The following is a 22,979-nucleotide window of genomic DNA, read 5'->3' as shown; positions in this document are numbered from 1 at the left end:
GTTGTCCTCAGGCTAGATCGCGCAGGGCAGCGTCGAGGGTCGGGTAACGGAACGTGTAACCCGCCTCGGTCAGACGGCGGGGCACTACGCGCTGACCGTCGAAGAACAACTGCGCCATTTCGCCGGCCAATGCGCGTACCGGCGTGGCCGGAATGTGGAACCACACCGGGCGCTTCAAGACTTTACCGACACGCTCGGCGAACACCGCCTGACTGACCGCGTCCGGCGCCACCAGGTTGTAGGTGCCGCTCAGGTTGTCGTCGGCGAATGCGCGGGCGATCACTTGAATCACATCATCGCGGTGCACCCAACTCATGATCTGTTGGCCATCGCCCATCCGCCCGCCAAACCCCAGGCGGAACGGAATCAGCAACGGCAACAACGCGCCGCCGGGGCCGAACACCACCCCCAGACGCAGCACCACCTGACGCACGCCGAATTCGATGGCCGGTTGCGCGGCGGCTTCCCATTTTGCGCACAACTGCGCCATGAATCCGTCACCCTTGCTGGCGCGTTCATCAAGACTTTCGCTAGCATCGCGCACGCCGTAAAAACCAATGGCCGAGGCCTGAACCCACAGCGCCGGTTTACGCCGGACGTTCTTCAGCCAGCTGATCAATGTTTCAGTGGTGTTGACCCGACTGGCGATCAGTTGCGCCTGGCGCTTGGCACTCCAGCGTGGCCCCGCCACCGGCGCACCGGCCAAATTGATCACCACGTCGAAGGTTTCGTTGTAGCCCAGTTTGCTCAGCGAACGCAGGCACCGGGCGCGGCCATCAAACAGGTACGCCGCTTTCAGCGGATCGCGAGCCAGCACGCTGACGGTGTGACCGGCGTCGAGCAATTGATTGACCAGCACTTCACCGATAAACCCGGTGCCACCGGTCACCAGCACGCGCTTATAAGCGCCGCCCGCGAACGGGTTCGACGGCTTGCCTTCGCGCTGCATGCGCAGCGCTGCCAATCCATCGCGAATGCCCGAGGCCGTCACGCCGACAGCGAACAACGTCAGCAACCAGCCGCGCCAGCCGAAATCGATCGCGCTCAGGCCCGTCGGCAGACTCGCCCACTGCGCCAGTTGCACCCCGTACAAGGCAAAAAACGCCCCGCCATTCACCGCCAACACGGTGTGCATGATCCGCTCGATGGCCGGCAGTTTGCGGCTGCGATCCTCGACCACGAAATCCCACAGAGTCAGGCCGATCTCCAGTGCGAACAGCAACGCAATCACAATCGCCCACGTGCCCTGAAACGCCAGATGCGCCATGCCCAGAAACAGAATCCCGTAGAAACACGACCGCAGCGCGTGGATCGACAACTCCAGCCGAGCGCTGTGCCGATAAGGCAACGCGACAGTGAGTTCGTGGTGATAGAGGGTATCCAGCGCCCCGAGAATGGCTTGGGCAACAAGCAGCGCGACCGCCCAATCCAGGAGAGAAAAATCAGACATGGTTGGCGTCACTCGGCGTGTTGTTTGAAGGGGCGGTGCCGCGGTCATGGCGATAGAGCCAGAACAGCGGCGGCAGCAGGGTGAGCAGCGCGAGGCTGTCGAACCACAGGTGTGACCAGACACGAGCCTGGGCGGAGACCCACATGTCTTGCGGCGCCCACAGCACGATGCCGGCGATTAACCAGCCCCAGGCCATGGGACTTCTCAGTCGATGGCCGATGCGCACGAGGGCGAGCATGTAGAGGGAGTAGCTTTGCAGCGTGGCGCCGAATAAGGCGACCCACCATACTTGTTGGGCGCGGGCGGCGATGGGTACGGCGTCGATTGCCCAGAAGGCTTGTTCGATGGTTTGTAGGTAACCGTCGAGTAATCCCGAATGGCCGGCCCAGGTCAGCGCGAGGCTGACTAGTAGATGCACTAGGGCCGCGGCGTACAACCAAAGCACTAGTGCAGAGCGAAGGGCGTTTGATGGGGCTGGCATACCGTTTCCTAAGTGTAAGGGCTTGCGATCGAAAACAGCCGTGCTCGCAATCAACGCGATTTTCGACTCAGATTAGCTGCGACTGACGCTACCCGTGATCTCACATTAATCGGGTCGGTTCCAGCTGGGGGCGAAATGGCACCCTATGCGGTCAGCTCGCAGCAGAAGGACACAAGAACTGCATGATCCGGCTCATTGGACACCCCGGCCTTCAGCGATATCTTCTAGCGCCTGTTCGATTCGCTGTCGCTCATTGCTACGCAGCAGCGTATCAAACTGCGCCGCAGCTCTCAGGACGAAGGTCATGCGTTGGTCGATATCGGCCAAATTGGCGATGGGATTTTTGCTGAATTCAATGGTTCGGCCGTCTTCAACGGGGCGGCATTGGTTTGCCAGCGTCAGCTCAATGGCTTGGGCTGCACCGGACGGCATGCCAGTGACGTAGGAGAGATGGTTGCCACGAAGTAGGGCTACCAGTTTTGAGTCACGGTACATTGTTGGTTGAAGGATATTTCGTTGTTCGTGGTCAGCGAGATACTCAACACTTCCGGCGATATTGCCAGCGTTGATGGCCTCGAAGGCTTGCAGGATTGCCTCGTGATCAGTGCCAAATCTCAACTGCTCATGCCCTGCCGGCCACAACACCGAAGGGCGGCCACCCCCATAAATGTTCTGGCGCGAAGACAAGCAACTCTCAAACAACCTCAACCCCCGTTCCATATAAAAAACATGCAACGGATACACATCCAAAAACAACGTCGTATTCCCCATCGCCATCATCTCGTACACATGCCGGTAAAGCTGCTGCACTGCTGAAAACGGCTCGCCGTCGCGCCGCCAATCAATACCGGGCAAGGGGTTGTTGCGAATGGCCCGTTCATACTCAAACTGCCGTTGTTCGTACTCCAGCAACTTCGCCTGTCGCTGTGTTTCAAGAGGGTTGAACAAGCTCCAGAACCCGTCCCTTGCACCCTTGCGCAGCGCTTGTGCCGCTTCATGTTCAGCCTGAATCTTTTCCATCGACTCAGACGCATGCAACAAACCACACCCCACTTGCTTGGACGCGAACGCTGCGAGCCCCGCCCACTGAAAGCGGTTATCCAGCCGCCACAACTGTGCATAAGCCACGTTGATTGCCCGGTTGCGCGCCTTGGGATCGGCTATCAGCGTGCCGCCCGGCGCCACGATGGCTTCGGCCTGGTCCTGGTATGTGCGCCAGGTGTTTTCACAGGTGGGTACCTGCTGCGGGGTAAAGAATTGCGTGGGCGGGCGCTGTGTAGATCGCGCCGCTGCTGCTTTGGGTTGGGAAACGGCAGACGCTGCGGCCCTCGCCTGTGGTGGGGCGTCAACTTCAATGGTCTGTGAGCTTTGGTTTTGATTGGCGATCAGTCGGGGCCATGGGGTGCATTGGCAGTGGCAGAGGTCGTCCTCCAGTGCGGCGTTGCGTCCATTGATGGTGTCCCCCAGACGCGGGCCATCGCACACGATGACCCCGGTGGTTCCGCAAGCCGGGCAATCAATCTCGTCGCCTTCAACAGACTGGGGCACGTCGTCAATGGTGCAATCTGCGCAACCGGTGCGTACGGTGCCGTCGGCGGTGGTCTTTGCGCCTACGGTGATGTGATAACGCTTCATCCCTGATGTGTCCTTTTGTAATGTTCAGGACAGGGCACGCTAGGGGAGAGGAGAAGAAGTGAGTAGTCGGACACTTCCTGCTTTGGTGTAGGTCGGTTCTGGATCAAGGTCGCTCGCGAAAGCGGTTTTCAAGTCAATGCATGCGTTGACTGATACGCCGCTTTCGCGAGCAAGCCCGCTCCCACAGTTTTGACCGCGTTGTTGTTAAGCCTTGCGCAGGTGCAGGCACTCGATTGATCGGTCAACCGTGGTCTTGGCTATTTCCAACAAGTGCCACACCGCTAATAACTTCGCCCGCTCGGGGCTTCGCAGCAGTTCGCCGCAATCGAGCGCGGTGGCCGAGGCGCTGCTCAGCAGGCTGGCAGTGTAGAGCAGGGAGTCTTCGAAGCTCAGGTCTTCGTTCACGGTGTGGAAACCCTGGGTGGGCAGGTAGTGTTCGAGGGCGCGATTGAAGGCGGCGCGGTTTTTGAAATGGTCGATGGGTGGGTCGGGGACGGGTTTATTCATGGTGTAACTCCTTTTCGATTAAGGAGCCGATCCCTTCGCGACTAAACGTAGGGTGGCGGCTGTACGCAGGTTAGTCGACCGGCCGAAAAGGAAAAACCCGGCGCACCCGAAGGTGCCCTGCGCACAGCCACCATAAAACCTCATGATGGGACCATGCGCCTTTTCAGAACCGGGCGACTAAACCCGTTCACTGATGAGCAGTGAAGGGGCGAAGACTAGCCAGCGGTTCCGACAGGCACAAGGCCGAAAGATTGTCTCGGAAACGTCCCTCAAATTAAAGGGATTTACCCTGCTGGCCCTTTATTCATATCCGAATGGCCTCGCGAATCTTCCCTAAAGCCACCCGTAGCGTCGCCATATCAATCGACCCCAACGCCACCCGCAACGCATGGGGTACATGGGCCGTACAGGCAAACGGCTCGGCACTGGTCACCCGCACACCCTGGCCCTCAAGCGCGGCCACCACCGCATCCGCCCGCAAACCCTCAGGCAACACCAGCCACAGGTAATACGACGCCGCGTGCGCAATCACCTCGCACCCTCGCAATACCTCCCGGGCCAACATCTGACGTTGGCGCGCATCCTGGCGCTTGTGCTCTTCCAGCGCATCCACCGCGCCGGATTCGATCCAGCGGCACGCCAGGTTGACCGTGAGTGTCGGCGTGCTCCAGGTTGCAACGCGAATCGCTTGCTCCAGCGCCGGCACCAACGCCTTGGGCGCCACGATAAACCCCACCCGCAACCCCGACGCCACGCTCTTCGAAAGGCCGGACACATACACCGTGCGCAACGGCGCATAGGTGAACAACGGCTTGGGTGCGGGCTCGGCGAGAAAGGCGTAGGCGCCGTCTTCGATCAGTAGAAAATCGTAGCGCTCAGCCAACGCGGCAAGGCGCTCGCGGTCAGCTTCGCCCATCACCGTGCCCAGCGGATTGTGCAACGTGGGCATGCAATAAAACGCTCGCACCGGGCGCCGTTTGCACAAGGCCTCCAGCGCATCCAGGTCCGTATGGCCAGCCGGTTGTGGCAGTGGCTCCAGGTCGATGCGTTGGGACTGGGCCAAGGTTTTCAACCCGGGATACGTCAGCGCATCTACCGCCAGCACATCCCCCGGTTGCAGCAGCGCCATCAGGCTCACGGACAGGCCTTGTTGTGCGCCATTGACGATCAATACCTGCTCGCCCCCTACGCGAATCTGCCGATTACGCAGGTGCCGTGCCGCCGTCTGCCGTTCATGGGCGCGGCCACCCTGGGGGGCGGAATGCAGCAGCGCATCGAGGTCGCCCGAGGCGGCGATGGCGCGTAAACCGTCGCGCAGCATGTCGGCCTGGCCGGGCAGCGAAGGGTAGTTGAGGCTCAGGTCTACGGTGCCCGGTTGCAGCGGCTGTTGCACCAGGCCCATGCCTCGCAGCAACGTGGTGTCGCGCACAAAAGTGCCGCGCCCCGGCTCACCTACCACCAGGCCGCTGGCCTCCAGTTCGCTGTACACCCGCAAGGCGGTGGCCAGGGCGATGCGATGGCTGTTCATCAGGTTGCGCACGGTCGGTAACTGGGTGCCCGGCGGTAACTTTCCGGCACGAATCCGCGTGGCCAGTTCATCGACGATCAGTTTGTAGCGGACCTGAGCCATGGCGCGTTCCTGTGCAAAGCGTATCTAGATCAATTTTTTGTTTGTATCAGGTGAGCTGATTAATCTACAGGCTTTCCCGGTGGATGGCTTGAGCATGATCGACCTCGCAACCCTGGCTGTTTTCTCTGGTGCAGTCCTGCTGCTGTTGTTATCGCCGGGCCCGAACATGGCCTTCGTCATCAGCCACGGTGTGACCTATGGCTGGCGTGGCGGTGTGGCGTCGGGGCTGGGCATCAGCGTGGCGGACCTGCTGCTCACGGCCCTGACCGCGACCGGCGTCACCGCACTGGTCGCCAGCTGGCCGCCGGCCTTCGACCTGATCCGCTATGCCGGGGTGGTGTACCTGCTGTGGCTGGTGTTCAAGACCCTACAAAAAACACCGGCCCTGGACACCGCCCACGTCACCCGCGTACCCCTGGGCCGGGTGTTTGTGCGGGCGATGCTCAACAGTGTGCTCAACCCCAAGGCGTTGCTGTTTTTCATGGTGTTCCTGCCGCAATTCGTCAGCCCCGAGGCGGGGCCGATCGCGCTGCAACTGGTGCAACTTGGGGTGATCCTGACGCTGATCAGCGGCGTATTTCATGCCGTGCTGGGGATTTTTGGCGGGGCGGTGAGCCGGTTTTTTGCCGGCAAACCGGGTAGCGCAGGCTTACAGAAATGGGGCCTGGCCACCGTGCTGATGGTGCTGGCCGTGCGGTTGGCGCTGATGTCTCGGCCAGCGTGATAAACCACTTATAAAAGGACGTTACCCATGTACATCGCAGCCTTTATCTACAAGCCCGGTGAACGGGATGATGAGTTCCAGCGCCTCACGGATTTGATCGACGCACTGGCGGCAAGGCTGCCGGGATATGTGGGGGCCGAGTCGTGGCGCTCGGCGGATGGCGGGTTGATCAACGCCAGTTATTACTGGCGCGATGAAGCGTCGATCCGCGCCTTTGCCAGCCACCCGACCCACTTGGAAGCCAAGCGCCTGTACCGCCGCTGGTACGGCGGTTATCACGTGGTGATTTCCAAGGTGGAACGGGCGTATGGCGACGGCACGATCGGGCATCTGGTGCCCGCCGACCGCCACGGGCACGCGAACGCTTAACCCAGCCGCGCCGCCGCCCGGGCCACGATTTCGCCCCGGGTCTTGCGCGACTCGGCGGTGCGTTTGCGGGCTTCTTCCAGCACGTGGGCCGGTGCGGTCTCCGGCCGGCCTGCGTTGAACGGCGGGGCCGGGGCATATTCAATCTGCAACTGCACCAGTTGCGCCGCCGCTTCGCTGTACAGCTCGGCCGCCAGGGTCAGGGCGAAATCGATCCCGGCGGTGATCCCGCCACCGGTCAACAGGTTGCCGTCACGCACCACGCGCTCCTGCACCGGGATCGCGCCGAGCGGGGCCAGCATGTCGTGGTAGGCCCAGTGGGTGGTCGCGCGGCGCCCGCGCAGCAAGCCCGCCGCCCCCAGCACCAGGGAACCGGTGCACACCGAGGTCACATAACGCGCGGTTTGCGCTTGGGCCTTGAGAAACGCCAGGGTTGGTTCATCTTCCATCAATGCCCCAACCCCCGAGCCGCCGGGCACGCAGATCACATCCAGCGTCGGGCACGCCTCATAAGTGGTGCTGGGAGTAAATACCAGCCCGGTGCTGGAGGTGACCGGCGCGAGGTCCTTCCACACCAGATGCAGCTTCACATCCGGCAGCGATCCCAACACGTCGTAGGGCCCGGTGAGGTCCAGTTGCTGGATGCCGGGGAACAACAAAAAGCCGATCTGCAAGGTCATGGGGACTGCTCCTGATAAAGGGATGGACGGCTTCACTCTAGTCACCTAGGCTTTGGCGCATACGCCATTCAACCCACGAATCACGCCAAACATGCCCAGAATCATCAACGTACTCGCGTTCCCCAATGTGCAGGTGCTGGACGTCACCGGGCCTTTGCAAGTGTTTGCCTCGGCCAATGACCTGGCGCGCCAGCAAGGTTTGCCCTTGCCCTATGCGGTGAGTGTGATCGCCGCCCAGGCCGAGCCGGTGATGACTTCGGCGGGCCTGGCCCTGGTGGCCGAGCCGCTGCCGGCCGCCGACGCACCGTGCGACACCCTGGTGATCGCCGGCGGCTGGGGCGTGTACGGTGCCGCCGAAGACCCGGCCCTGGTGGACTGGGTGCGCCAAAAAGCCACGCTGTCACGGCGCATGACTTCGGTGTGCACCGGCGCCTTTTTGCTGGCCGCCAGCGGTTTGCTCGACGGCTGCCGCGTGGCGACTCACTGGACCCGTTGCGAAGAGCTAGCGCGCAAATACCCACAGCTGACGGTGGAAGCCAACCCGATTTTCATCCAGCAGGGCAACCTGTGGACTTCCGCCGGGGTGACTGCCGGCATCGACTTGTGCCTGGCACTGGTGGAAGAGGACCTGGGCCGCGCCGTGGCCCTGGAAGTGGCGCGGCACCTGGTGGTGTTTCTCAAGCGCCCCGGTGGGCAATCGCAGTTCAGCGTGACGTTGTCCCTGCAAAAGGGCGGCAACCGTTTTGCAGAATTGCACGCCTGGATCGCCGAACACCTGACCCTGGATTTGAACGTCGCCACGCTGGCCGCCCAGGCTGGCATGAGCGAACGCAGCTTCGTGCGCCACTACCGCAGCGAAACCGGCCAGACCCCTGCGCGGGCCGTCGAGCTGATCCGCGTGGAAACCGCCCGCCGGCAACTGGCGGACAGCAGCGCGTCGATCAAGCGCATTGCCGTGCACTGCGGGTTTGGCTGCGAAGAAACCATGCGCCGCAGCTTCCTGCGGGCGGTGTCGATCACGCCCCAGGTCTACCGCGAACGGTTTTCCGCCCCTGTTAGAACTGATCGAAATTGAACGAATAGGAATGTTTTTGTATCAAGGTGCTATGTTACCCACAGTCCATTGCGCAGTGACTTGATCCCAGGCCTCTACGTCGCGGTTTCGACCCTTCCGGCGTACGCACTGCTTATGAATTCACTACCTCCTGTCCTTGTTGAATTGCGCGCGGCAACCGCTGCACTGCATCGACGCCTCGATACCCGGCTGCCTTTTTCCCGCATGGACCTGGCGCTTTACCGCGAGCTGATGAGCGCCTACTACGGCTTCTATCAACCGCTGGAGCGCGCCCTGGCGCCGTGGGGAGAAATCATCCCTGGCTTGGAATGGGGACGGCGCAGCAAAACCCCGTATTTGCAGGCGGATTTGCTGGCGCTGGGCCTGGAAAACCCGCAGGTCGAAGCCTTGCCGATATGCCCCGAACTGCCCGCCATTACCAACGTGGCCCAAGCCTTGGGCGCCCTCTACGTGCTGGAAGGCGCCACCCTCGGCGGCCAGGTGTTGCGCAACCTGATCGAGATCAAGATTGGTGTTGGCTCCACCAACGGTGGCGCGTTCATGAATGTGTACGGCGCTGAGACCAGCGCCCTGTGGCAGCGCTTCCTCGACTGCCTGTACCCACTGCAAGCCCCCGCCGAACGCCTGGAGGCGGTAAGCGTCGCCGAGTCGACCTTCCTGTGTTTCGAGCAGTGGCTGGACCACTGCGGGGTGCTGCGATGACCACGCTTGATACGCTGATAGACGATTGCGCCAGTGAGCCCATCCACATTCCCGGTTCGATCCAGCCCCACGGCCTGCTGTTGACATTGAGCGAGCCGGCACTTGAGGTGCTGCAAGCCAGCAGCAACCTGACCGTGGCATTGGGCCTGGACGCCGAGCGCATCTCGGGCCAGGCCCTGGCCAGTGTGCTGGGCAGCAAGGCGGCGGCGCAGGTCGTCCTCGCCTTGGCTGACCTGGACGCCGACGCAGATGAACTGCACCAACTGACGCTTGAAGGCTACGCCTACGACATCCTTTTGCACCGCCATCAGGGCCTGCTGTTTCTCGAGCTGGAGCGAGCCCTGACGGTTCAGCACAGCGCCGTGAGCCAGCTCGCCCGCACGCTGCGCCGGCTACAGTCGGCCAAGACCCTCGAAAGCCTGTACCAGGTCTGCGTCACCGAAATTCGCGCCCTGACCGGCTATGACCGGGTCACCTTGTACCGCTTCGAGCAGGAAGGCCACGGCAAGGTCATCGGCGAAGCCCTCAGCGACGGCATGCAACCTTACTTGGGGCTGTGTTTCCCTGCCTCGGACATCCCGCCCCAGGCCCGCGAGTTGTACCGGCTGAACTGGATCCGAGCGATCCCCGACGCCGAGTACCAGCCGGTGCCGATCCTGCCGGCCCTGCGCCCCGACACCGGCCAGCCCCTGGACCTCAGCTTCGCCGTGTTGCGCAGCGTGTCCCCGGTGCACTGCCACTATTTGAAGAACATGGGCGTGCGGTCCTCCATGAGCATTTCGCTGCTCAAGGATGACCAGCTCTGGGGCCTGATCACCTGTGGTCACCGTGAGCCGTTGCGCGTGCCCCATGAACTGCGCACCGCGTGCACCAGCGTCGGCCAGTTGCTGTCGATGCAGATCACTTTGCTCCAGGAGAAGCAGGAGCGCGGCCAGCAACGCGAAAAGGCCGCCATGGTTGAAGAGTTGGTGGCGGCCATGACGGCAGATCAGTGCGATGTAATGGAAAGCCTGCTGCCGTATGCGCAATCGCTGCTGAACCTGACTGCCGCCGGTGGCCTGGCGATTCTGGTGGAAGAGCGCCTGCATGTGTTCGGTGTTTGCCCCACGCGGGCTGAGATCCACGAGCTGTACCGGTGGGTGCGCGGGCAAGGCAAAGGCGTGGTGCACAGCCATCAGCTGTCTGCGGACTTTCCCCCGGCGGCGGCCTATCAGGCCCATGCCAGTGGCCTGTTGGCGTTCTGCCTGCCCAAGCCGGTGGACAACGCGGTGATGTGGTTTCGCCCGGAGGTTCAGTCGACGGTGGAGTGGAGCGGCCAGCCGATCAAACACCAGGAACCGGGCGGCACGACGTTAAGCCCGCGCCTGTCGTTTGAACTGTGGAAGCAGCAGGTTGACGGCAAGGCGCTGTATTGGACACTGTCGCAATTGCAGGCGGTGGAAAACCTGCGTCGCAACGCCCTGGAGCACGACCTCGCGCGCCAGGTGCAGCGCGAACATGAGGCCGTACGGGCGCGTGATGAGCTGGTGGCCGTAGTCTCCCATGACCTGCGCAGCCCGCTGACCATCCTGCTGATGCAATGCGGCATGATGCGCAGCATGCTGCCCGCCGCAGACAACAAGACCAGCCGGCGCCTCTCCAGCGCGATTGAGACCATGCAAAACGCTACGTCGCGCATGAACACGCTGCTGGAAGACTTGATCGATATCTCGCGCATCGAGGCCGGGCGCTACAGTGTTTCGCTGCAACAGCTGGATGTGGCGGCGACCCAGGAACAGATCTGCTCGATGTGGCAGCCGCTGGCGGCAGCCAAGGGCGTTGACCTGACATGGCGTTCTGCGCCAGGGCTGTGTGTGCAGGCCGACCCGGAGCGGTTGTTCCAGGTGTTTTCCAACCTGTTGGGCAACGCCCTGAAATTCACCCCGGCGGGCGGTGTGATCGAGGTGATTGCCGAGGCTGACGGTGACGACGTGTTGTTCCGGGTGTGCGACAACGGCATCGGCATCGACCCGGCGCAACTGCCGTATATCTTCGATCGCTACTGGACCTCCCGCGAGGGCAACCCCACCGGCAGCGGGCTGGGGTTGTACATTTCCCACGGCATTATCGAAGCCCATGGCGGTACCCTGTGGGCCGAAAGCGTGGCGGGGCAGGGCAGCGTGTTCAGCTTCAGGATTTTGGCTGGGGGTTAAGGCTCAGCAATTCGAAGATCGCCTCCAGGGTGACCTGGGGTGCTTCCTGGGGAATATTGTGGCCCACGCCGGCCAGTACCTCGCGCCGGTAAAACCCGCTGAAGTTCTCCAGGTCGTCATCTTCAACCGGGGCCGGGCCCACGCCGTCATCGGCGCCGCACAACGAGATGCTCGGCACCGAAATCGGCGGCGGTTGCACCAGCGCCTGCTCGATGCTTTCCAGCGCCGGGTCACCCGGTGCGTACATGAAGCGGTGGCGGTAGGAGTGGACCACCACCTCGACAAAATCCGGGTTATCAAACGAGGGAGCGGTCTGGCCATACAGGCTCGGCCCCTCGGCCCAGGACGGCGACCAGAGCGCCCACAGCAACTGGCAGAACTCACGCCGGTTGGCGGTCAAGCCATCGACCCCGCGTTGGGTGTGAAGGTAAAACTGATACCACAGCCGATGCTCTGTTTCCGGCGCCCGGGGCCGGGTCGAGGCGGCAATATCCTGAATGTTGTAGCCATCGCCGGTCACCAGCCCGTGCACCCGCTCAGGCCACAACGCCGCGACGATACAGGCGGCGCGTCCGCCCCAGTCATAGCCCACCAGCGTGGCTTTTTCGATGGACAGGGCATCCATGAAATCCAGCAGATCCTTGGCCAGCGCCGCTTGTTGGCCGGAGCGCATTACATTGGCGTCGATGAAGCGGGTCGGGCCATAACCCCGCAGGTACGGCACCAGCACCCGGTAGCCACGCCCGGCGACTACCGGGGCGATCGCGTCGTAGCCGCGTGGGTCGTAGGGGAAACCGTGCAGCAGGATCACCACCTCGCCACCTTCCGGGCCATGGGTTTCGTAGGCGATGTCGAGCATCGGTGTGCGGACGTGCAGCAACTGGGCGAGGGCGGGCATGGAGGCTCCGAGGGTGGAGGGAAAGTGGTGGAACTGTAGACCAAACGAGTGACCAAACGTCATCCGAAAGGCTGCAATTGCTTTACTTGTCTAGACGATCACCCCGTGGCGAGGGAGCTTGCTCCCGCTGGGCTGCGCAGCAGCCCCAGGTTCTGTTGGTTGTACTCTTTCTGCGAGATGGCGGTGAGTCGTTTGGGGCCGCTTCGCGCCCCAGCGGGAGCAAGCTCCCTCGCCACCCGGGCCATGGGCTTCGTAGGCGATATCGAGCATTGGTGTGCGCACGTGCAGCAACTGAGCGAGGGCGGGCATGGAGGCTCCGAGGATGGAGGGAAAGTGGTGGAACTGTAGACCAAACGAGTTACCAAACGTCATCCGAAAGGCTGCAATTGCTTTACTTGTCTAGAGCGGCTTGGCGCAAGCCGATGCAATTGCCCCATGGGTCGCGCACCTGACACATCCACTCGCCGCCTTGGATTTCCATTGGCCCTCGATACAACGTGGCGCCCAATGCGACCAGGTGCTGCACTTCTTGAGTCAGGTCCGCCACCCGCCAATACACCACCGACCCAGCCGCGCCGCTCGCGACCTTGTTGTCGGCATTCACGATTTCAATAGCCACGCCGTCTACGTCCAGATGACCGAAGTCATCGGGCACGTGGTAGATGCGGATAGCTCCAGGAAAGGCCTTGGCATACCAATCTGTGGCGGTGCGCCAGTCAGGGACGTGAATCAGGATGGAGATGATGGGAGTCAACCGAACAGTACCTGCTGCCAATGGCTTTCACTGATGATCGCGATCGGAATGCCGCTATTTCTCAGCTCGACGGCTTTTTTGATCTTCGTGCCATATGAGCTATGCAGCCACTGTTCGTTGCCAACACTCCCGACCACGAGGAAATGAACCTTCTTGCTGACCGAGTTGCCGATAAGGCCGCCGCGTTCGACGACCAGCGACTCACATTCCTTGCGGGGCCCATACGCCATGACACCGGTAAACAAAAAGGTCCGGCCCTGCCACTCCAGTGTCGGCGCCGGATTGTTCAGCGGAAGGCTGGTGACAGCAGAGGGGCGTTGAGGTGATCCCACCGAGACGCCGGAAAACTGATGCAGCATTTCTAACAGTTCTGCGGATTCTTCCGCGTCCAGAACGCCGTCACTCAGCATGCTGGCAAGGCGCTGATAAAGAATGTTTACCACCGGGTCCTCCAGTTGGAGCAGGTGGGTTTCTATCCAGTTCTTAAGAAACTCGGCTTCCAACTGATTGATGTTCCCGTCGGCGACCAATCCGGCGGTGACGCCAAGTAATGCGTCGGCACAGCGTCGATCCATTCGCGCCTTGTGGAAGAAGTGACTGCGTTCGAATTCCTGATGAAGATCATTCATGCGTCCTTGCTCCTTACTCTTCGGTTTCAGTGGCCTGGTTAAAATACTTTGTCTTGTCTGGAGTGAAGGTCACGATCATGTGGGTGCGTGAACAGGTCATCACTGTTTCCACAGTCGGATCGACGTCAAGGTTCTCCCCGCGAAGGCCTTGCCACTGTGCCAAATAGTTGAATGAGCCGAATTTTTCGAGCTTTTTCAGGCTGCGACTGACACCACCTTTCCACCCAAGTGACGGTAGCTCGCCAGCCAGGCAAGCCTGGGAAAGGTCGGGGCGTTTTTTCGCCAATTGTCGGCCAACTTCCCAGCATTTGATTAAGCCTTTGTCGTGGCTTTCCCACGTCTCGGTCCAGCTCAGGTTGGGTCGTGGGGCTGCGTCGATGCTTTGTTGTATGCGCTGGGTCATATTCCTTCCTTGAATATTGAGGGGGGCTGTAACGTCAGGATCGATATACACATATCTTGTGATTTTTGCCAAATAACCTGTGGCGAGGGAGCTTGCTCCCGCTGGGCTGCGCAGCAGCCCCAGGTTCTGTTGGTTGTACTCTTGCTGTGAGATGGCGGTGAGTCGTTTGGGGCCGCTTCGCGCCCCAGCGGGAGCAAGCTCCCTCGCCACAGTGGGGGGCGGGTTAAATTTCTGCGAGGGTGACGATGTGCTTGAAGTGATGCCGCCACAAATCCGCCCCCAGTTTTCCCGAACGGTCCAGCGACGAACCCACGGTCAAATCGCTGATCAGTGTGGGTTGCAAGCCGGCATCAAACAACGCAAACCCGGCCGCCAATACACAGGTGTCGGTCTGGATGCCGCACACCAGTACCCGCTCCGGCGCGAGGCTTTTCAGGTGGCTGATGGTTTCAGGCGTGGGGGCGTAGCCGTGTTTGATGAAGACATAGTCGGCGGCAATCAGGCTGTTGTCGTCGGGCGCTGGCTGCCAGCCGAGTTGGCGGGCGAACGGGGTGATGCTTTCGTCGTGGCGTTCGACGGTGGCCACTGACGGCATCCGGCCCAGCAGGGCGTTGATGCCGTCCACCAGCCAGTCGGGCGGAGCGAAGGAGGGTTGTACGTCGATGATCAGTAGAACCTGGCGCATTGGAGTCCTGGCATGGATCGAAGGGCTACGCATTGTGCATCGGGAATACTTGGCCTCCAAGTCTGGTGCGGTCCTCGTGGGAGCTGGCTTGCCTGCGATAGCGTTGGATCAGCTCATGCATCAATAACTGAAACACCGCCATCGCAGGCAAGCCAGCTCCCACAGGGTTACTCATTTGTGGTCAGAGGGGGTACGGCCTTACGGCTGCCAAACCGTTTTCTCTCCGCTCAACTTGCGGTCCAGGAAGGTCGCCGCGCTGATCAGCGCCAAATGGCTCAACGCCTGTGGTGTGTTCCCCAAGTGCCGTGCCTGGTTATCAAACTCTTCGGCATATAACCCCAGCGGGTTGGCATAGCGCAGCAGCTGTTCAAACTCCAGGTGCGCCTTCTCCACTTGCCCGGCCCGGGCCAGGCATTCCACGTACCAGAACGAACACGCGGCAAACGCGCCTTCGGTGCCTTGCAGGCCGTCGATCTGGCTGTCGTCGTTGCGGTAGCGGTACACCATGCCGTCACGTACCAGGCTTTTCTGGATGGCTTCAAGCGTCGATAACCAGCGCGGGTCCGTTGCGGCAACGAAGCGCACCAAAGGCATCAACAACATCGAGCCATCCAGCGCGGTGCTGCCGATATGCTGCACAAAGTGCCCGCGTTCTTCGTTCCAGAAATTGCTCCAGATGTCTGCGTAGATTGCCTGGCGGGTCTGGTCCCAGCGGGCAAACGGTGCCGGCAGCGAACGCTTGGACGCCAGGCGAATCGCCCGGTCCAGGGCCACCCAGCACATCAGCCGTGAATGCAGAAAATGATGCTGCTCGCCGCGCATTTCCCAAATGCCAACGTCTTTGTGGTTCCAGGTTTCGCAGACCTGATCCGCCACTTCCACCGTGTGTTTCCAGCCCTCGTGGGAGATGGCTTCACCGTATTTGTTGACCAGGTACACCGCGTCCATCAGCTCGCCGTAGATATCCAGTTGCACCTGGTCGTAGGCCTCGTTGCCGATGCGCACTGGTTGCGCGCCGCCGTGGCCGCTGAGGTGGCTCAGTTCGGTTTCCGGCAGTTCCTGGCGGCCGTCGATGCCGTACAGGATGTTGATTTTCATCGGCTGGTCGCAGCAGTCGCCCACGCGGCCTTTCAACCAGCGCATGTAGCCGTTGGCCTCCTCGATAAACCCCAGGCGCATAAAGGCGTAGACGGTAAACGAGGCGTCGCGGATCCAGGTGTAGCGGTAGTCCCAGTTGCGTTCGCCGCCAGGGGTTTCCGGCAGGCCGAAGGTGGCGGCGGCAAGGATGGCGCCGTGTTTGCGCGAGGTCAGGAGCTTCAGGGCGAGGGCCGAGCGATTGACCATCTCGCGCCAGCGTCCACGGTAGTTGGACTGGGCTATCCAGCCGCGCCAGAATTTCAGGGTGCGTTCCAGGCACAGGTCGGTACAGTCGTTTTTCACCCGGGCATCGTCCAGGCCGCCGAGGACAAATTCGGCGCCTTCTTCCTGGCCCAGGTCAAAGGTCGCGATGGCGGCGTCGCCCTCGAGCTGCATGGCGTGGCTGCCGGCCAGGCGCAGGCCGGGTTGGCCGTCGGCTTCAAAGCGCACGTCAGCGTCATCCAGGGTGGCGCGGGTCTGGGCGCGTGCGTAGTCATGCCGCACCGCGCAGCGCAGGTGAAGGGTCGCCTTGCCGCTGACCACCCGCACGCGGCGGATCAGGATCGGCAGGTCGTCGACGTCTTCGCTGATGGTCAGGAAATCGGTGACTTCCACCACCGCCTCATCGCTCAACCAGCGGGTTTGCAGCACGTTGGTGTCCGGCAGGTAGATCTGCTCGCGGCGGGCGTCGGGCAGGTCTGGCGTGAGCTGGAAAATCCCGGCGGCGGGGGAGTCCAGCAGCGAGCAAAAGATCGACGGGCTGTCGAACTCCGGCCAGCAGAAAAAATCGATGCTGCCCTTGTCGTTCACCAGCGCCGCACTGCGCATGTCGCCAATGATGCCGTGGGCATCGATAGCACTTTGTGGTTCGTTTTTCAGATCAACCATTGCCACGAAACTCCGGATAAAGGCTCATGCCGCCATCAATAAACAAGGTGCTGCCCACCACGTAGTCGGAGGCATCACTGGCCAGCCACACCACCGCATTGGCCACGTCTTCGACGTCACCCACGCGGCCATAGGGAATCAGTTTGAGCAGCTCCACCTCCGCCGCGCCTTCGGTGGCGGCGCGGTTGATGGCCGTGCGAATCGCCCCCGGCGCCACGCCGTTGATGCGGATGCGCTGTTGGCTGACTTCCTGGGCCAGGGTGCGCATCAGCATTTCCACGCCGCCCTTGGACGCGGCGTAATTCACGTGCCCGGCCCAGGGAATCACCTGGTGCACCGAACTCATGTGGATGATTTTTCCGGCGGCCCGGGAAACCCCTTCGCGGATGCCCTGGCGATTGAAGATACGCAGGGCCGCGCGGGCGCAGAGGAACTGGCCGGTGAGGTTGACGCCGATTACCGCGTTCCAGTCGTCGAGGCTCATGTCGACGGCGGCGGCGTCTTTTTGCATGCCCGAGTTGGCCACCAGAATGTCCAGGTGCCCGAATGCTTCCAGGGTTTGCGCAAACAGCCGTTCCACATCGGCCTCTTTCGACACGTCGGCACCAATCGCAATCGCCCGGCCACCGTTGGCATTGATCTGCGCTGCCAAGGCTTCAGCCGGCGCCGCCTGGGCGTTGTAGTTCAGCACCACCGCGGCTCCGGCCTCGGCCAGGGCCTTGGCGGCCCCCGCGCCGATTCCGGAACTGGCGCCTGTCACCAGCGCCACTTGTTGCTCCAACGAAATACGCATCGCCCACCCAACCTTTTTCAGAGTGTCCAATCAGCTGACTGATGGCGTGGGCCACAAGTTCACCGGCTGTCTGAAATGCGACGATGGCTGTCTATATCTATCGTTTTCGCCACAGGGCTTTTCGCTAGAATCAATGCCTGATTGACGCGAGACCTGAGCCGATGAACAGCCAACCCCGCCCGTGGCTTGAAGCCTATGCCGACAACTACCGCAACGACGACGTGGTGCATCCCCATTGCCACGCCCAGGCGCAACTGATCCACGGGGTGTCCGGGGTGATGGTGGTCAGCACCGCCCAGGGCAGTTGGCTGGTGCCGTCCGGGCATGCGCTGTGGGTGCCCGCCGGCACCCCGCACGAAATCCGCATGGCCGGCGAAGTGCATATGCGCACGCTGTTCCTGATGCCCGAGGCGGAGCCGGGATTGGGGCGTACCTGCCAGGTGATCGAAGTGTCGGCGTTGCTGCGGGAGCTGATCGTCGCCGCGACCCTGATCGCCGGGCACAGCAGCCCGCGCCTGCAGGCCATGGTCGAGTTGATCCGCATGGAGCTGCTCGCCGCGCCGGTGGTGGCGATGCACGTGCCGGTGCCCGGCGAGGCGCGGCTGGCCCGGCTGTGCACCCATTTCATCCGCAACCCCTCCGACGACAGCAGCCTGGAATCCTGGGCCGACAGCCTGAACATGAGCGCCCGCACCCTGAGCCGGGTGTTCCAGCGCGAGTTGGGCATGAGCTTTGGCGAATGGCGCAAGCGTGCCCGCTTGGCCTTGAGTTTGAAGCTACTGGCCCAGGGCGTGTCGATCCTGGAGGTGGCACTGGAGCATGGGTATCAGAGCCCGAGTGCGTTCAGTGCGATGTTTCGTCGGTCGCTGGGTTATCCGCCGAGTCATTTCCGGCCGGGGGCGTAGTGTTGCGTCATGTAACGTTGTTGTCCGTTTAGCGACGATACATGGCCCTGACGCGGGCGAACCGGACAGGCCACCTGCCTAACCTGCAAGGCTCCTTCTTGAGCGAGCCTTGTGATGCACAGCCCTTCCTTTCATCCATGGATACCCATCGCCCTGTTGAGCGTGCTGGCCGGGTGCAGTGGCGTGCCCGGCGAGCCGTCGACGGTCACGGCGACGCCTGCGCCGCAGCTTTCCGCCGAATCGGCCGAGCCGCTGCCTGCCCGTTGGTGGCAGCTGTACCGCGACCCGCAGTTGGACGCTCTGGTGGCGCGCGCCCTGCGCCAGAACAAAGACCTGGAAGCCGCGGCCGCCCACGTCGACGCGTTGCTGGCGCGGCTGGAACAGGTGGACGGCGAGCGCCTGCCGTCTACGTCGCTGGACTATGGCCTGGCCTACGGTCGCAGCCGGGATGACCAGACCCTGGCCCAGGCCACCCACGGCCATGCCGGTGCGGAATGGAGCCACACCCCCGAATTTTCCCTGAGCTACACCCTCGACCTGTGGGGCGAGGTGCGTTACCGCATTGCCGCGGCCCGGGCCGATGCCCAAGTGGCGCGGGCGCTGGAAGACGAGTTGCGGGTGACGGTGGCCGCGCAGATCGCACGTGCCTATGCCCAGGCCTGCGTCTACGGCTTGCAGGAACAGGTGCAGTCGCACTCGGTGCAGTTGCTGGAGCAAAGCGTCGCGGTCACGCAAAAGCTGCAAAAAGCCGGCGCGGCGACGGAGCTGGACTTGAGTCGCCTGCAAGGCCTGCTGCAAGAAACCCGCGCGCCGTTGCCGATGTTCACGGCCCGGCGCAGCAGTGCCTTGTATGAGTTGGCCGTGCTCAGCGGGTTGCCGCCGGAGCAGGTCACGCCTCACAGCTGCGCCCAAAGCCCGCAACTGCAGGCGCCGTTGCCGGTGGGCGAGGGCTGGGCGCTGGTGCAACGGCGGCCGGATATCCGCCGCGCCGAGGGCCAGTTGCGCTCAGCCACATCGACGGTGGGCTTGTCCCGTGCCGAGCTTTATCCGCGGATTACCTTCGGTGCGATGCTCGGTTCGTCTGCCAGCAGCCTGGGCAAACTGGGTGACCATTACGCGACCGTTTATTCCGTCGGCCCGTTGGTGTCCTGGCGCTTTCCCAATCGGCAGATCGCCAAGGCGCGGGTCAAGCAAAGCCAGGCCGAAGCGCGCCAGGCCCTGGCACGGTTTGACGGTACGGTGCTCAACGCGCTGAAGCAGGTGGAGCAGGCCATGGCCTTGTACAAGGGCGAGCAGCAGCGTCGCCAGGCGCTGGCCGCTGCCCTGGACAACAACCGTCGCGCCTTTGACCTGGCGTCCCGCGGCTACCACGCCGGCGCGCTGGATGCCCTGCAACTGCTGGACAGCGAACGCAGCCTGGTGGGCCTTGAAGCCCGCGTGGCCGAGTCCGACCTGCGTTTGATCAACCGCCAGATCGACCTGTTCCAGGCCCTCGGTGGCGGCTGGCAGCGTGACGATCCAACCGCCCCCTTATCTGTCGCTGTCAATGGAGCCACACCATGAACCAGGCTGTTGAACCTATTCGCCTGACCGTTATGCAACGTCATCGTCGCGCCCTGGTGACCACTGCCTCTCTCGCTACGCTGGTAGGGCTCGCCGCCTTTGCCGGGTATTGGTGGCAGTGGGGGCGCTTTCTCGAAGAAACCGACGACGCCTATGTGCGTGCCGATTGGGTCGCCATCAGCCCACGGATCGCCGGGTATGTGGCCCAGGTGCTGGTGGAAGACAACCAGCCGGTCAAGGCGGGAGATGTGTTGGTGCGTATCGACGACCGAGATTTCACCGAGCGCCTCAACAGCGCCCAGGCGCAACTGCAACAGGCGCAGGCAGCCGCTACTGCACAACAGGCCTCGGTGAAAACCCTCGACGCGCAAATGAGCGAGCAGCAGCAACGCATCACCCAGGCGCGGGCCGCCTTGAGCAGTGGCGAGGCCGAAGCCCGGCGCGCGAGGCTCGATTACCAGCGTTATCGTGAATTGGTCGCGCAACAGGTGGCCAGCGCCCAGCACCTGGAAACCGTCAGCGCCAGCCAGGCGAAGGCCCAGGCGGCGATGGCGCAAGCGAACGCCCAGGTAGCGCGCCAGCAGGCGCAGTTGCAGGTCTTGCAGGCGCGTCGGCAACAGGCCCAGGCGCAGATCCTTGAGTATCAGGCGCGCGTTGGCGAAGCCGAGTCCAACCTGGCCCTGGCCCGTAATGCGCTGAAGGACACCGAGATCCGCGCGCCGTTTGACGGTGTGGTGGGCCAGCGCAAGGTGCGGCGCCAGCAATACGTGATGCCCGGCCTGCCGCTGTTGGCGGTGGTGCCGGTGGAGCAGGCGTATGTGATTGCCAACTACAAGGAAACCCAGTTGCAGCACATGGCGCCCGGGCAGCCGGTGGAGATCGCCGTCGACAGCTTTTCCGGCGCGCACTGGCACGGCCAGGTGGAAAGCATCGCCCCCGGCTCCGGCGCGGTGTTCGCGCTGTTGCCGCCGGACAACGCCACCGGCAACTTCACCAAGGTCGTCCAGCGGTTCCCGGTGAAGATCCGCCTGGAGCCCGGCGAGGCGCGGGTGCTGCCGGGCATGTCGGTGATTGCCACGGTGAACACCCGCCCGGCCGCCCGCCAGGAGCACGTTCATGGAGGCTGAAGGGCGTGTGTCGTTTCGCGCCTGGGTCGCGGTGATCGGCGGGCTGTTCGGCTGCTTCATGGCCGGGATGAACGTGCACGTCACCAGCGCCGCACTGCCGGAAATCGAAGGCGCACTGGGGGCAACCTTCGAGGAAGGCTCGTGGATTTCCACCGCCTACCTGGTGGCCGAAATCATCATGATTCCCCTCACGGCGTGGCTGGTGCAGGTGTTCTCCCTGCGCCGGGTGATGCTGTGGGGCTCGGGGATATTCCTGGTGGCCTCGGTGGCGTGCTCACTGTCGCCGAACCTGCAAGTGATGATCCTGATCCGGGTGGTGCAAGGCGCGGCCGGGGCGGTGCTGATTCCGCTGTCATTCCAGCTGATCATCACCGAACTGCCGGCCAGCAAGATCCCCTTGGGCATGGCCTTGTTCAGCCTGGCCAACAGCGTTGCCCAGGCCGCCGGGCCGTCGATTGGCGGCTGGCTGACCGACGCTTATTCCTGGCGCTGGATCTTCTACCTGCAACTGTTCCCGGGGATCGCGTTGCTGGCGGCGGTGGCCTGGTCCATCGACCGCCAGCCGATGCAACTGGGCCTGTTGCGCCAGGGCGACTGGCTGGGCATCGGCTGCATGGTGCTGGGCCTGGGTGCGTTGCAGATCGTGCTGGAGGAGGGCGGGCGCAAGGACTGGTTCGGTTCGAACTTTATCGTATGGATGACGCTGCTGGCGGTGGTTGGCTTGATCGGTTTTGTGGCACGCCAGTTGTGGGGCGCCCACAGCTTTATCAACCTGCGGCTGTTGGGGCACTACAACTTTGGCGTGGCCAGCGTGGCGATGTTTATCTTCGGCGCCAGCACCTATGGCCTGGTGTTTTTGGTGCCCAATTACCTGTCGCAGTTGCAGCACTACAACGCCAGCGAAATCGGCGTGAGCCTGATCGCGTATGGGATGGTGCAACTGATCATGGCGCCGTTTCTGCCGCGCCTGATGAAGTGGGTCAGTGCCAAGATGCTGGTGGCCTCGGGGTTTGCGATCATGGCCCTGGGGTGCTGGATGGGGGCGCACCTGTCGGCGGACAGCGCGAGCAATGTGATCGTGCCTTCGATCGTGGTACGGGGCATGGGGCAGCCGCTGATCATGGTGGCGTTGTCGGTGCTGGCGGTGCACGGGCTGGCCAAGGCGCAGGCCGGGTCGGCGTCGGCGGTGTTTTCGATGCTGCGTAACCTGGGGGGGGCGGTGGGTACAGCGCTGCTGGCGCAATTGGTGGTGGTGCGCGAGAAGGTGCATTCGGCGCGCATTGGCGAGTCGGTGACGCTGTTTGACCCGGCCCTGCAAGCGCGTTTGCCCGATGGTGGGGTGCTGCAGGAGCAGTTGCCGGATCACCAAGTGGTGTTGAACCTGTTGGACCAGAGTGTTCGTCACCAGGCGTTTTTGATGGCCTACAGTGATGCGTTCTTTCTGGCGTGTGTGGCGTTGGCGGCGTGTGCGGTGGCGGCGTTGATGTTGCGGCGTACCTAGGGTGGTCAATGCTGTGGTTGACTTGGGGTCTCTGAGGGGTTGAGTACATATCCGTTATTTGGGTTGTTGCTGATATGGGTTCCGCTCTTACAGCGGCTCACTTTTGAAAAGCGCAAAAGTAAGCAAAACGCTCTTGCCCCACCACTCGGCACCTCGCTTAGGCTCGGTGTGCCCGAACGCAGGCAGCACGAAGCGGGCCGCCGCGACGGGGCGTCCCTGCCCCGTCGCGGCTAAACCGGCGTCCTGCCGGTTTA

At 62.6% G+C, this 22,979-nt stretch carries 22 protein-coding genes; 9 read left to right on the top strand and 13 right to left on the bottom strand.

The genetic code is table 11. The features are described from left to right. Positions 1-7: 7 nt before the first annotated feature. The 5 genes from M2400_RS26750 to M2400_RS26730 all read right to left on the bottom strand — a co-directional run bounded on the left by M2400_RS26750 (position 8) and on the right by M2400_RS26730 (position 5,703). Positions 8-1,450, bottom strand: a complete 1,443-nt coding sequence (locus M2400_RS26750) for a TIGR01777 family oxidoreductase (RefSeq protein WP_177048742.1) — start codon at positions 1,448-1,450, stop codon at positions 8-10. Continuing rightward, the gene (locus M2400_RS26745) at positions 1,443-1,931 is read right to left on the bottom strand and encodes a cell division protein (RefSeq protein ID WP_177048740.1); all 489 of its coding nucleotides are present in this window, start codon (positions 1,929-1,931) and stop codon (positions 1,443-1,445) included. The genes M2400_RS26750 and M2400_RS26745 overlap by 8 nt, the downstream gene beginning before the upstream one ends. 192 nt (positions 1,932-2,123) lie before the next feature. Then, a complete protein-coding gene (locus tag M2400_RS26740; protein ID WP_259198946.1) occupies positions 2,124-3,566 on the bottom strand; it encodes a PAAR domain-containing protein in 1,443 nt (480 codons plus the stop codon). 204 nt (positions 3,567-3,770) lie between these two features. Next, positions 3,771-4,073 (bottom strand): DUF6124 family protein, encoded by a 303-nt coding sequence (locus M2400_RS26735; RefSeq protein WP_177120098.1) that lies wholly within the window; start codon positions 4,071-4,073, stop codon positions 3,771-3,773. Positions 4,074-4,377: 304 nt separating this feature from the next. Then, positions 4,378-5,703 (bottom strand): PLP-dependent aminotransferase family protein, encoded by a 1,326-nt coding sequence (locus tag M2400_RS26730; RefSeq protein WP_259198945.1) that lies wholly within the window; start codon positions 5,701-5,703, stop codon positions 4,378-4,380. A gap of 94 nt (positions 5,704-5,797) precedes the next feature. Between M2400_RS26730 and M2400_RS26725 the strand changes: the two genes are divergently transcribed. Together M2400_RS26725 and M2400_RS26720 are read left to right on the top strand one after the other, a co-directional pair. Beyond that, positions 5,798-6,427, top strand: a complete 630-nt coding sequence (locus M2400_RS26725) for a LysE family translocator (RefSeq protein ID WP_177078176.1) — start codon at positions 5,798-5,800, stop codon at positions 6,425-6,427. A gap of 27 nt (positions 6,428-6,454) precedes the next feature. Next, positions 6,455-6,796, top strand: coding sequence for an antibiotic biosynthesis monooxygenase (locus M2400_RS26720; RefSeq protein ID WP_177048732.1), 342 nt, complete (start codon positions 6,455-6,457; stop codon positions 6,794-6,796). Here the strand turns inward: M2400_RS26720 and inhA are convergent. Beyond that, the gene (gene inhA / locus M2400_RS26715; RefSeq protein WP_177048730.1) at positions 6,793-7,473 is read right to left on the bottom strand and encodes an isonitrile hydratase; all 681 of its coding nucleotides are present in this window, start codon (positions 7,471-7,473) and stop codon (positions 6,793-6,795) included. The genes M2400_RS26720 and inhA overlap by 4 nt on opposite strands. Before the next feature lie 91 nt (positions 7,474-7,564). Here inhA and M2400_RS26710 point away from each other — a divergent pair, with 91 nt between their 5' ends. From M2400_RS26710 to M2400_RS26700, 3 genes are all read left to right on the top strand, one after another. Then, a complete protein-coding gene (locus tag M2400_RS26710; RefSeq protein WP_177116232.1) occupies positions 7,565-8,548 on the top strand; it encodes a GlxA family transcriptional regulator in 984 nt (327 codons plus the stop codon). Positions 8,549-8,662: 114 nt separating this feature from the next. Beyond that, positions 8,663-9,250 carry a biliverdin-producing heme oxygenase gene (locus M2400_RS26705; protein ID WP_259198944.1) on the top strand — a complete coding sequence of 196 codons (588 nt, stop codon included), beginning with the start codon at positions 8,663-8,665 and terminating at the stop codon, positions 9,248-9,250. Continuing rightward, positions 9,247-11,442: an ATP-binding protein gene (locus M2400_RS26700; RefSeq protein WP_177048725.1), complete on the top strand. Its 2,196-nt coding sequence runs from the start codon at positions 9,247-9,249 to the stop codon at positions 11,440-11,442. Before M2400_RS26705 ends, M2400_RS26700 begins: the two co-directional genes overlap by 4 nt. On the opposite strand, the gene M2400_RS26695 is transcribed toward M2400_RS26700, so the two are convergent. The 7 genes from M2400_RS26695 to M2400_RS26665 all read right to left on the bottom strand — a co-directional run bounded on the left by M2400_RS26695 (position 11,420) and on the right by M2400_RS26665 (position 17,629). Next, positions 11,420-12,340, bottom strand: a complete 921-nt coding sequence (locus M2400_RS26695; RefSeq protein WP_259198943.1) for an alpha/beta fold hydrolase — start codon at positions 12,338-12,340, stop codon at positions 11,420-11,422. The genes M2400_RS26700 and M2400_RS26695 overlap by 23 nt on opposite strands. Positions 12,341-12,731: 391 nt before the next feature. After that, a complete protein-coding gene (locus M2400_RS26690) occupies positions 12,732-13,094 on the bottom strand; it encodes a VOC family protein (protein WP_259198942.1) in 363 nt (120 codons plus the stop codon). Then, on the bottom strand, positions 13,091-13,723 hold the full coding sequence (locus tag M2400_RS26685) for a BRCT domain-containing protein (protein ID WP_177115633.1): 633 nt from the start codon (positions 13,721-13,723) through the stop codon (positions 13,091-13,093). Before M2400_RS26685 ends, M2400_RS26690 begins: the two co-directional genes overlap by 4 nt. A gap of 13 nt (positions 13,724-13,736) precedes the next feature. Further along, positions 13,737-14,126, bottom strand: coding sequence for a hypothetical protein (locus M2400_RS26680; protein WP_259198941.1), 390 nt, complete (start codon positions 14,124-14,126; stop codon positions 13,737-13,739). 223 nt (positions 14,127-14,349) lie between these two features. After that, the gene (locus M2400_RS26675) at positions 14,350-14,811 is read right to left on the bottom strand and encodes a cysteine hydrolase family protein (RefSeq protein WP_259198940.1); all 462 of its coding nucleotides are present in this window, start codon (positions 14,809-14,811) and stop codon (positions 14,350-14,352) included. A gap of 198 nt (positions 14,812-15,009) precedes the next feature. After that, on the bottom strand, positions 15,010-16,836 hold the full coding sequence (locus M2400_RS26670) for a glycoside hydrolase family 15 protein (protein WP_259198939.1): 1,827 nt from the start codon (positions 16,834-16,836) through the stop codon (positions 15,010-15,012). Continuing rightward, positions 16,829-17,629, bottom strand: a complete 801-nt coding sequence (locus tag M2400_RS26665) for an SDR family oxidoreductase (RefSeq protein WP_177078190.1) — start codon at positions 17,627-17,629, stop codon at positions 16,829-16,831. Before M2400_RS26665 ends, M2400_RS26670 begins: the two co-directional genes overlap by 8 nt. 161 nt (positions 17,630-17,790) lie before the next feature. Between M2400_RS26665 and M2400_RS26660 the strand changes: the two genes are divergently transcribed. The 4 genes from M2400_RS26660 to M2400_RS26645 all read left to right on the top strand — a co-directional run bounded on the left by M2400_RS26660 (position 17,791) and on the right by M2400_RS26645 (position 22,725). Beyond that, complete coding sequence (locus tag M2400_RS26660) at positions 17,791-18,534, top strand: helix-turn-helix domain-containing protein (RefSeq protein WP_177048718.1); 744 nt, start codon at positions 17,791-17,793, stop codon at positions 18,532-18,534. Positions 18,535-18,648: 114 nt separating this feature from the next. After that, positions 18,649-20,097 (top strand): efflux transporter outer membrane subunit, encoded by a 1,449-nt coding sequence (locus M2400_RS26655; RefSeq protein WP_177115629.1) that lies wholly within the window; start codon positions 18,649-18,651, stop codon positions 20,095-20,097. Further along, positions 20,094-21,224 (top strand): HlyD family secretion protein, encoded by a 1,131-nt coding sequence (locus tag M2400_RS26650; protein ID WP_259198938.1) that lies wholly within the window; start codon positions 20,094-20,096, stop codon positions 21,222-21,224. Before M2400_RS26655 ends, M2400_RS26650 begins: the two co-directional genes overlap by 4 nt. Next, the gene (locus tag M2400_RS26645; RefSeq protein ID WP_177048712.1) at positions 21,214-22,725 is read left to right on the top strand and encodes a DHA2 family efflux MFS transporter permease subunit; all 1,512 of its coding nucleotides are present in this window, start codon (positions 21,214-21,216) and stop codon (positions 22,723-22,725) included. The genes M2400_RS26650 and M2400_RS26645 overlap by 11 nt, the downstream gene beginning before the upstream one ends. The last annotated feature ends 254 nt before the right edge of the window (positions 22,726-22,979 follow it).

The organism is Pseudomonas sp. BIGb0558 (assembly GCF_024807515.1).
Lineage (GTDB): Bacteria > Pseudomonadota > Gammaproteobacteria > Pseudomonadales > Pseudomonadaceae > Aquipseudomonas > Aquipseudomonas yamanorum_A.
This window is presented reverse-complemented; position numbering and strand designations above follow the sequence as displayed.

Bases quoted from the DNA above. Each gene is read 5' to 3' on its own strand.
- M2400_RS26750 (WP_177048742.1), bottom strand. From the start codon at position 1,450: ATGTCTGATTTTTCTCTCCTGGATTGGGCGGTCGCGCTGCTTGTTGCC.
- M2400_RS26745 (WP_177048740.1), bottom strand. From the start codon at position 1,931: ATGCCAGCCCCATCAAACGCCCTTCGCTCTGCACTAGTGCTTTGGTTG.
- M2400_RS26740 (WP_259198946.1), bottom strand. From the start codon at position 3,566: ATGAAGCGTTATCACATCACCGTAGGCGCAAAGACCACCGCCGACGGC.
- M2400_RS26735 (WP_177120098.1), bottom strand. From the start codon at position 4,073: ATGAATAAACCCGTCCCCGACCCACCCATCGACCATTTCAAAAACCGC.
- M2400_RS26730 (WP_259198945.1), bottom strand. From the start codon at position 5,703: ATGGCTCAGGTCCGCTACAAACTGATCGTCGATGAACTGGCCACGCGG.
- M2400_RS26725 (WP_177078176.1), top strand. From the start codon at position 5,798: ATGATCGACCTCGCAACCCTGGCTGTTTTCTCTGGTGCAGTCCTGCTG.
- M2400_RS26720 (WP_177048732.1), top strand. From the start codon at position 6,455: ATGTACATCGCAGCCTTTATCTACAAGCCCGGTGAACGGGATGATGAG.
- inhA (WP_177048730.1), bottom strand. From the start codon at position 7,473: ATGACCTTGCAGATCGGCTTTTTGTTGTTCCCCGGCATCCAGCAACTG.
- M2400_RS26710 (WP_177116232.1), top strand. From the start codon at position 7,565: ATGCCCAGAATCATCAACGTACTCGCGTTCCCCAATGTGCAGGTGCTG.
- M2400_RS26705 (WP_259198944.1), top strand. From the start codon at position 8,663: ATGAATTCACTACCTCCTGTCCTTGTTGAATTGCGCGCGGCAACCGCT.
- M2400_RS26700 (WP_177048725.1), top strand. From the start codon at position 9,247: ATGACCACGCTTGATACGCTGATAGACGATTGCGCCAGTGAGCCCATC.
- M2400_RS26695 (WP_259198943.1), bottom strand. From the start codon at position 12,340: ATGCCCGCCCTCGCCCAGTTGCTGCACGTCCGCACACCGATGCTCGAC.
- M2400_RS26685 (WP_177115633.1), bottom strand. From the start codon at position 13,723: ATGAATGATCTTCATCAGGAATTCGAACGCAGTCACTTCTTCCACAAG.
- M2400_RS26680 (WP_259198941.1), bottom strand. From the start codon at position 14,126: ATGACCCAGCGCATACAACAAAGCATCGACGCAGCCCCACGACCCAAC.
- M2400_RS26675 (WP_259198940.1), bottom strand. From the start codon at position 14,811: ATGCGCCAGGTTCTACTGATCATCGACGTACAACCCTCCTTCGCTCCG.
- M2400_RS26670 (WP_259198939.1), bottom strand. From the start codon at position 16,836: ATGGTTGATCTGAAAAACGAACCACAAAGTGCTATCGATGCCCACGGC.
- M2400_RS26665 (WP_177078190.1), bottom strand. From the start codon at position 17,629: ATGCGTATTTCGTTGGAGCAACAAGTGGCGCTGGTGACAGGCGCCAGT.
- M2400_RS26660 (WP_177048718.1), top strand. From the start codon at position 17,791: ATGAACAGCCAACCCCGCCCGTGGCTTGAAGCCTATGCCGACAACTAC.
- M2400_RS26655 (WP_177115629.1), top strand. From the start codon at position 18,649: ATGCACAGCCCTTCCTTTCATCCATGGATACCCATCGCCCTGTTGAGC.
- M2400_RS26650 (WP_259198938.1), top strand. From the start codon at position 20,094: ATGAACCAGGCTGTTGAACCTATTCGCCTGACCGTTATGCAACGTCAT.
- M2400_RS26645 (WP_177048712.1), top strand. From the start codon at position 21,214: ATGGAGGCTGAAGGGCGTGTGTCGTTTCGCGCCTGGGTCGCGGTGATC.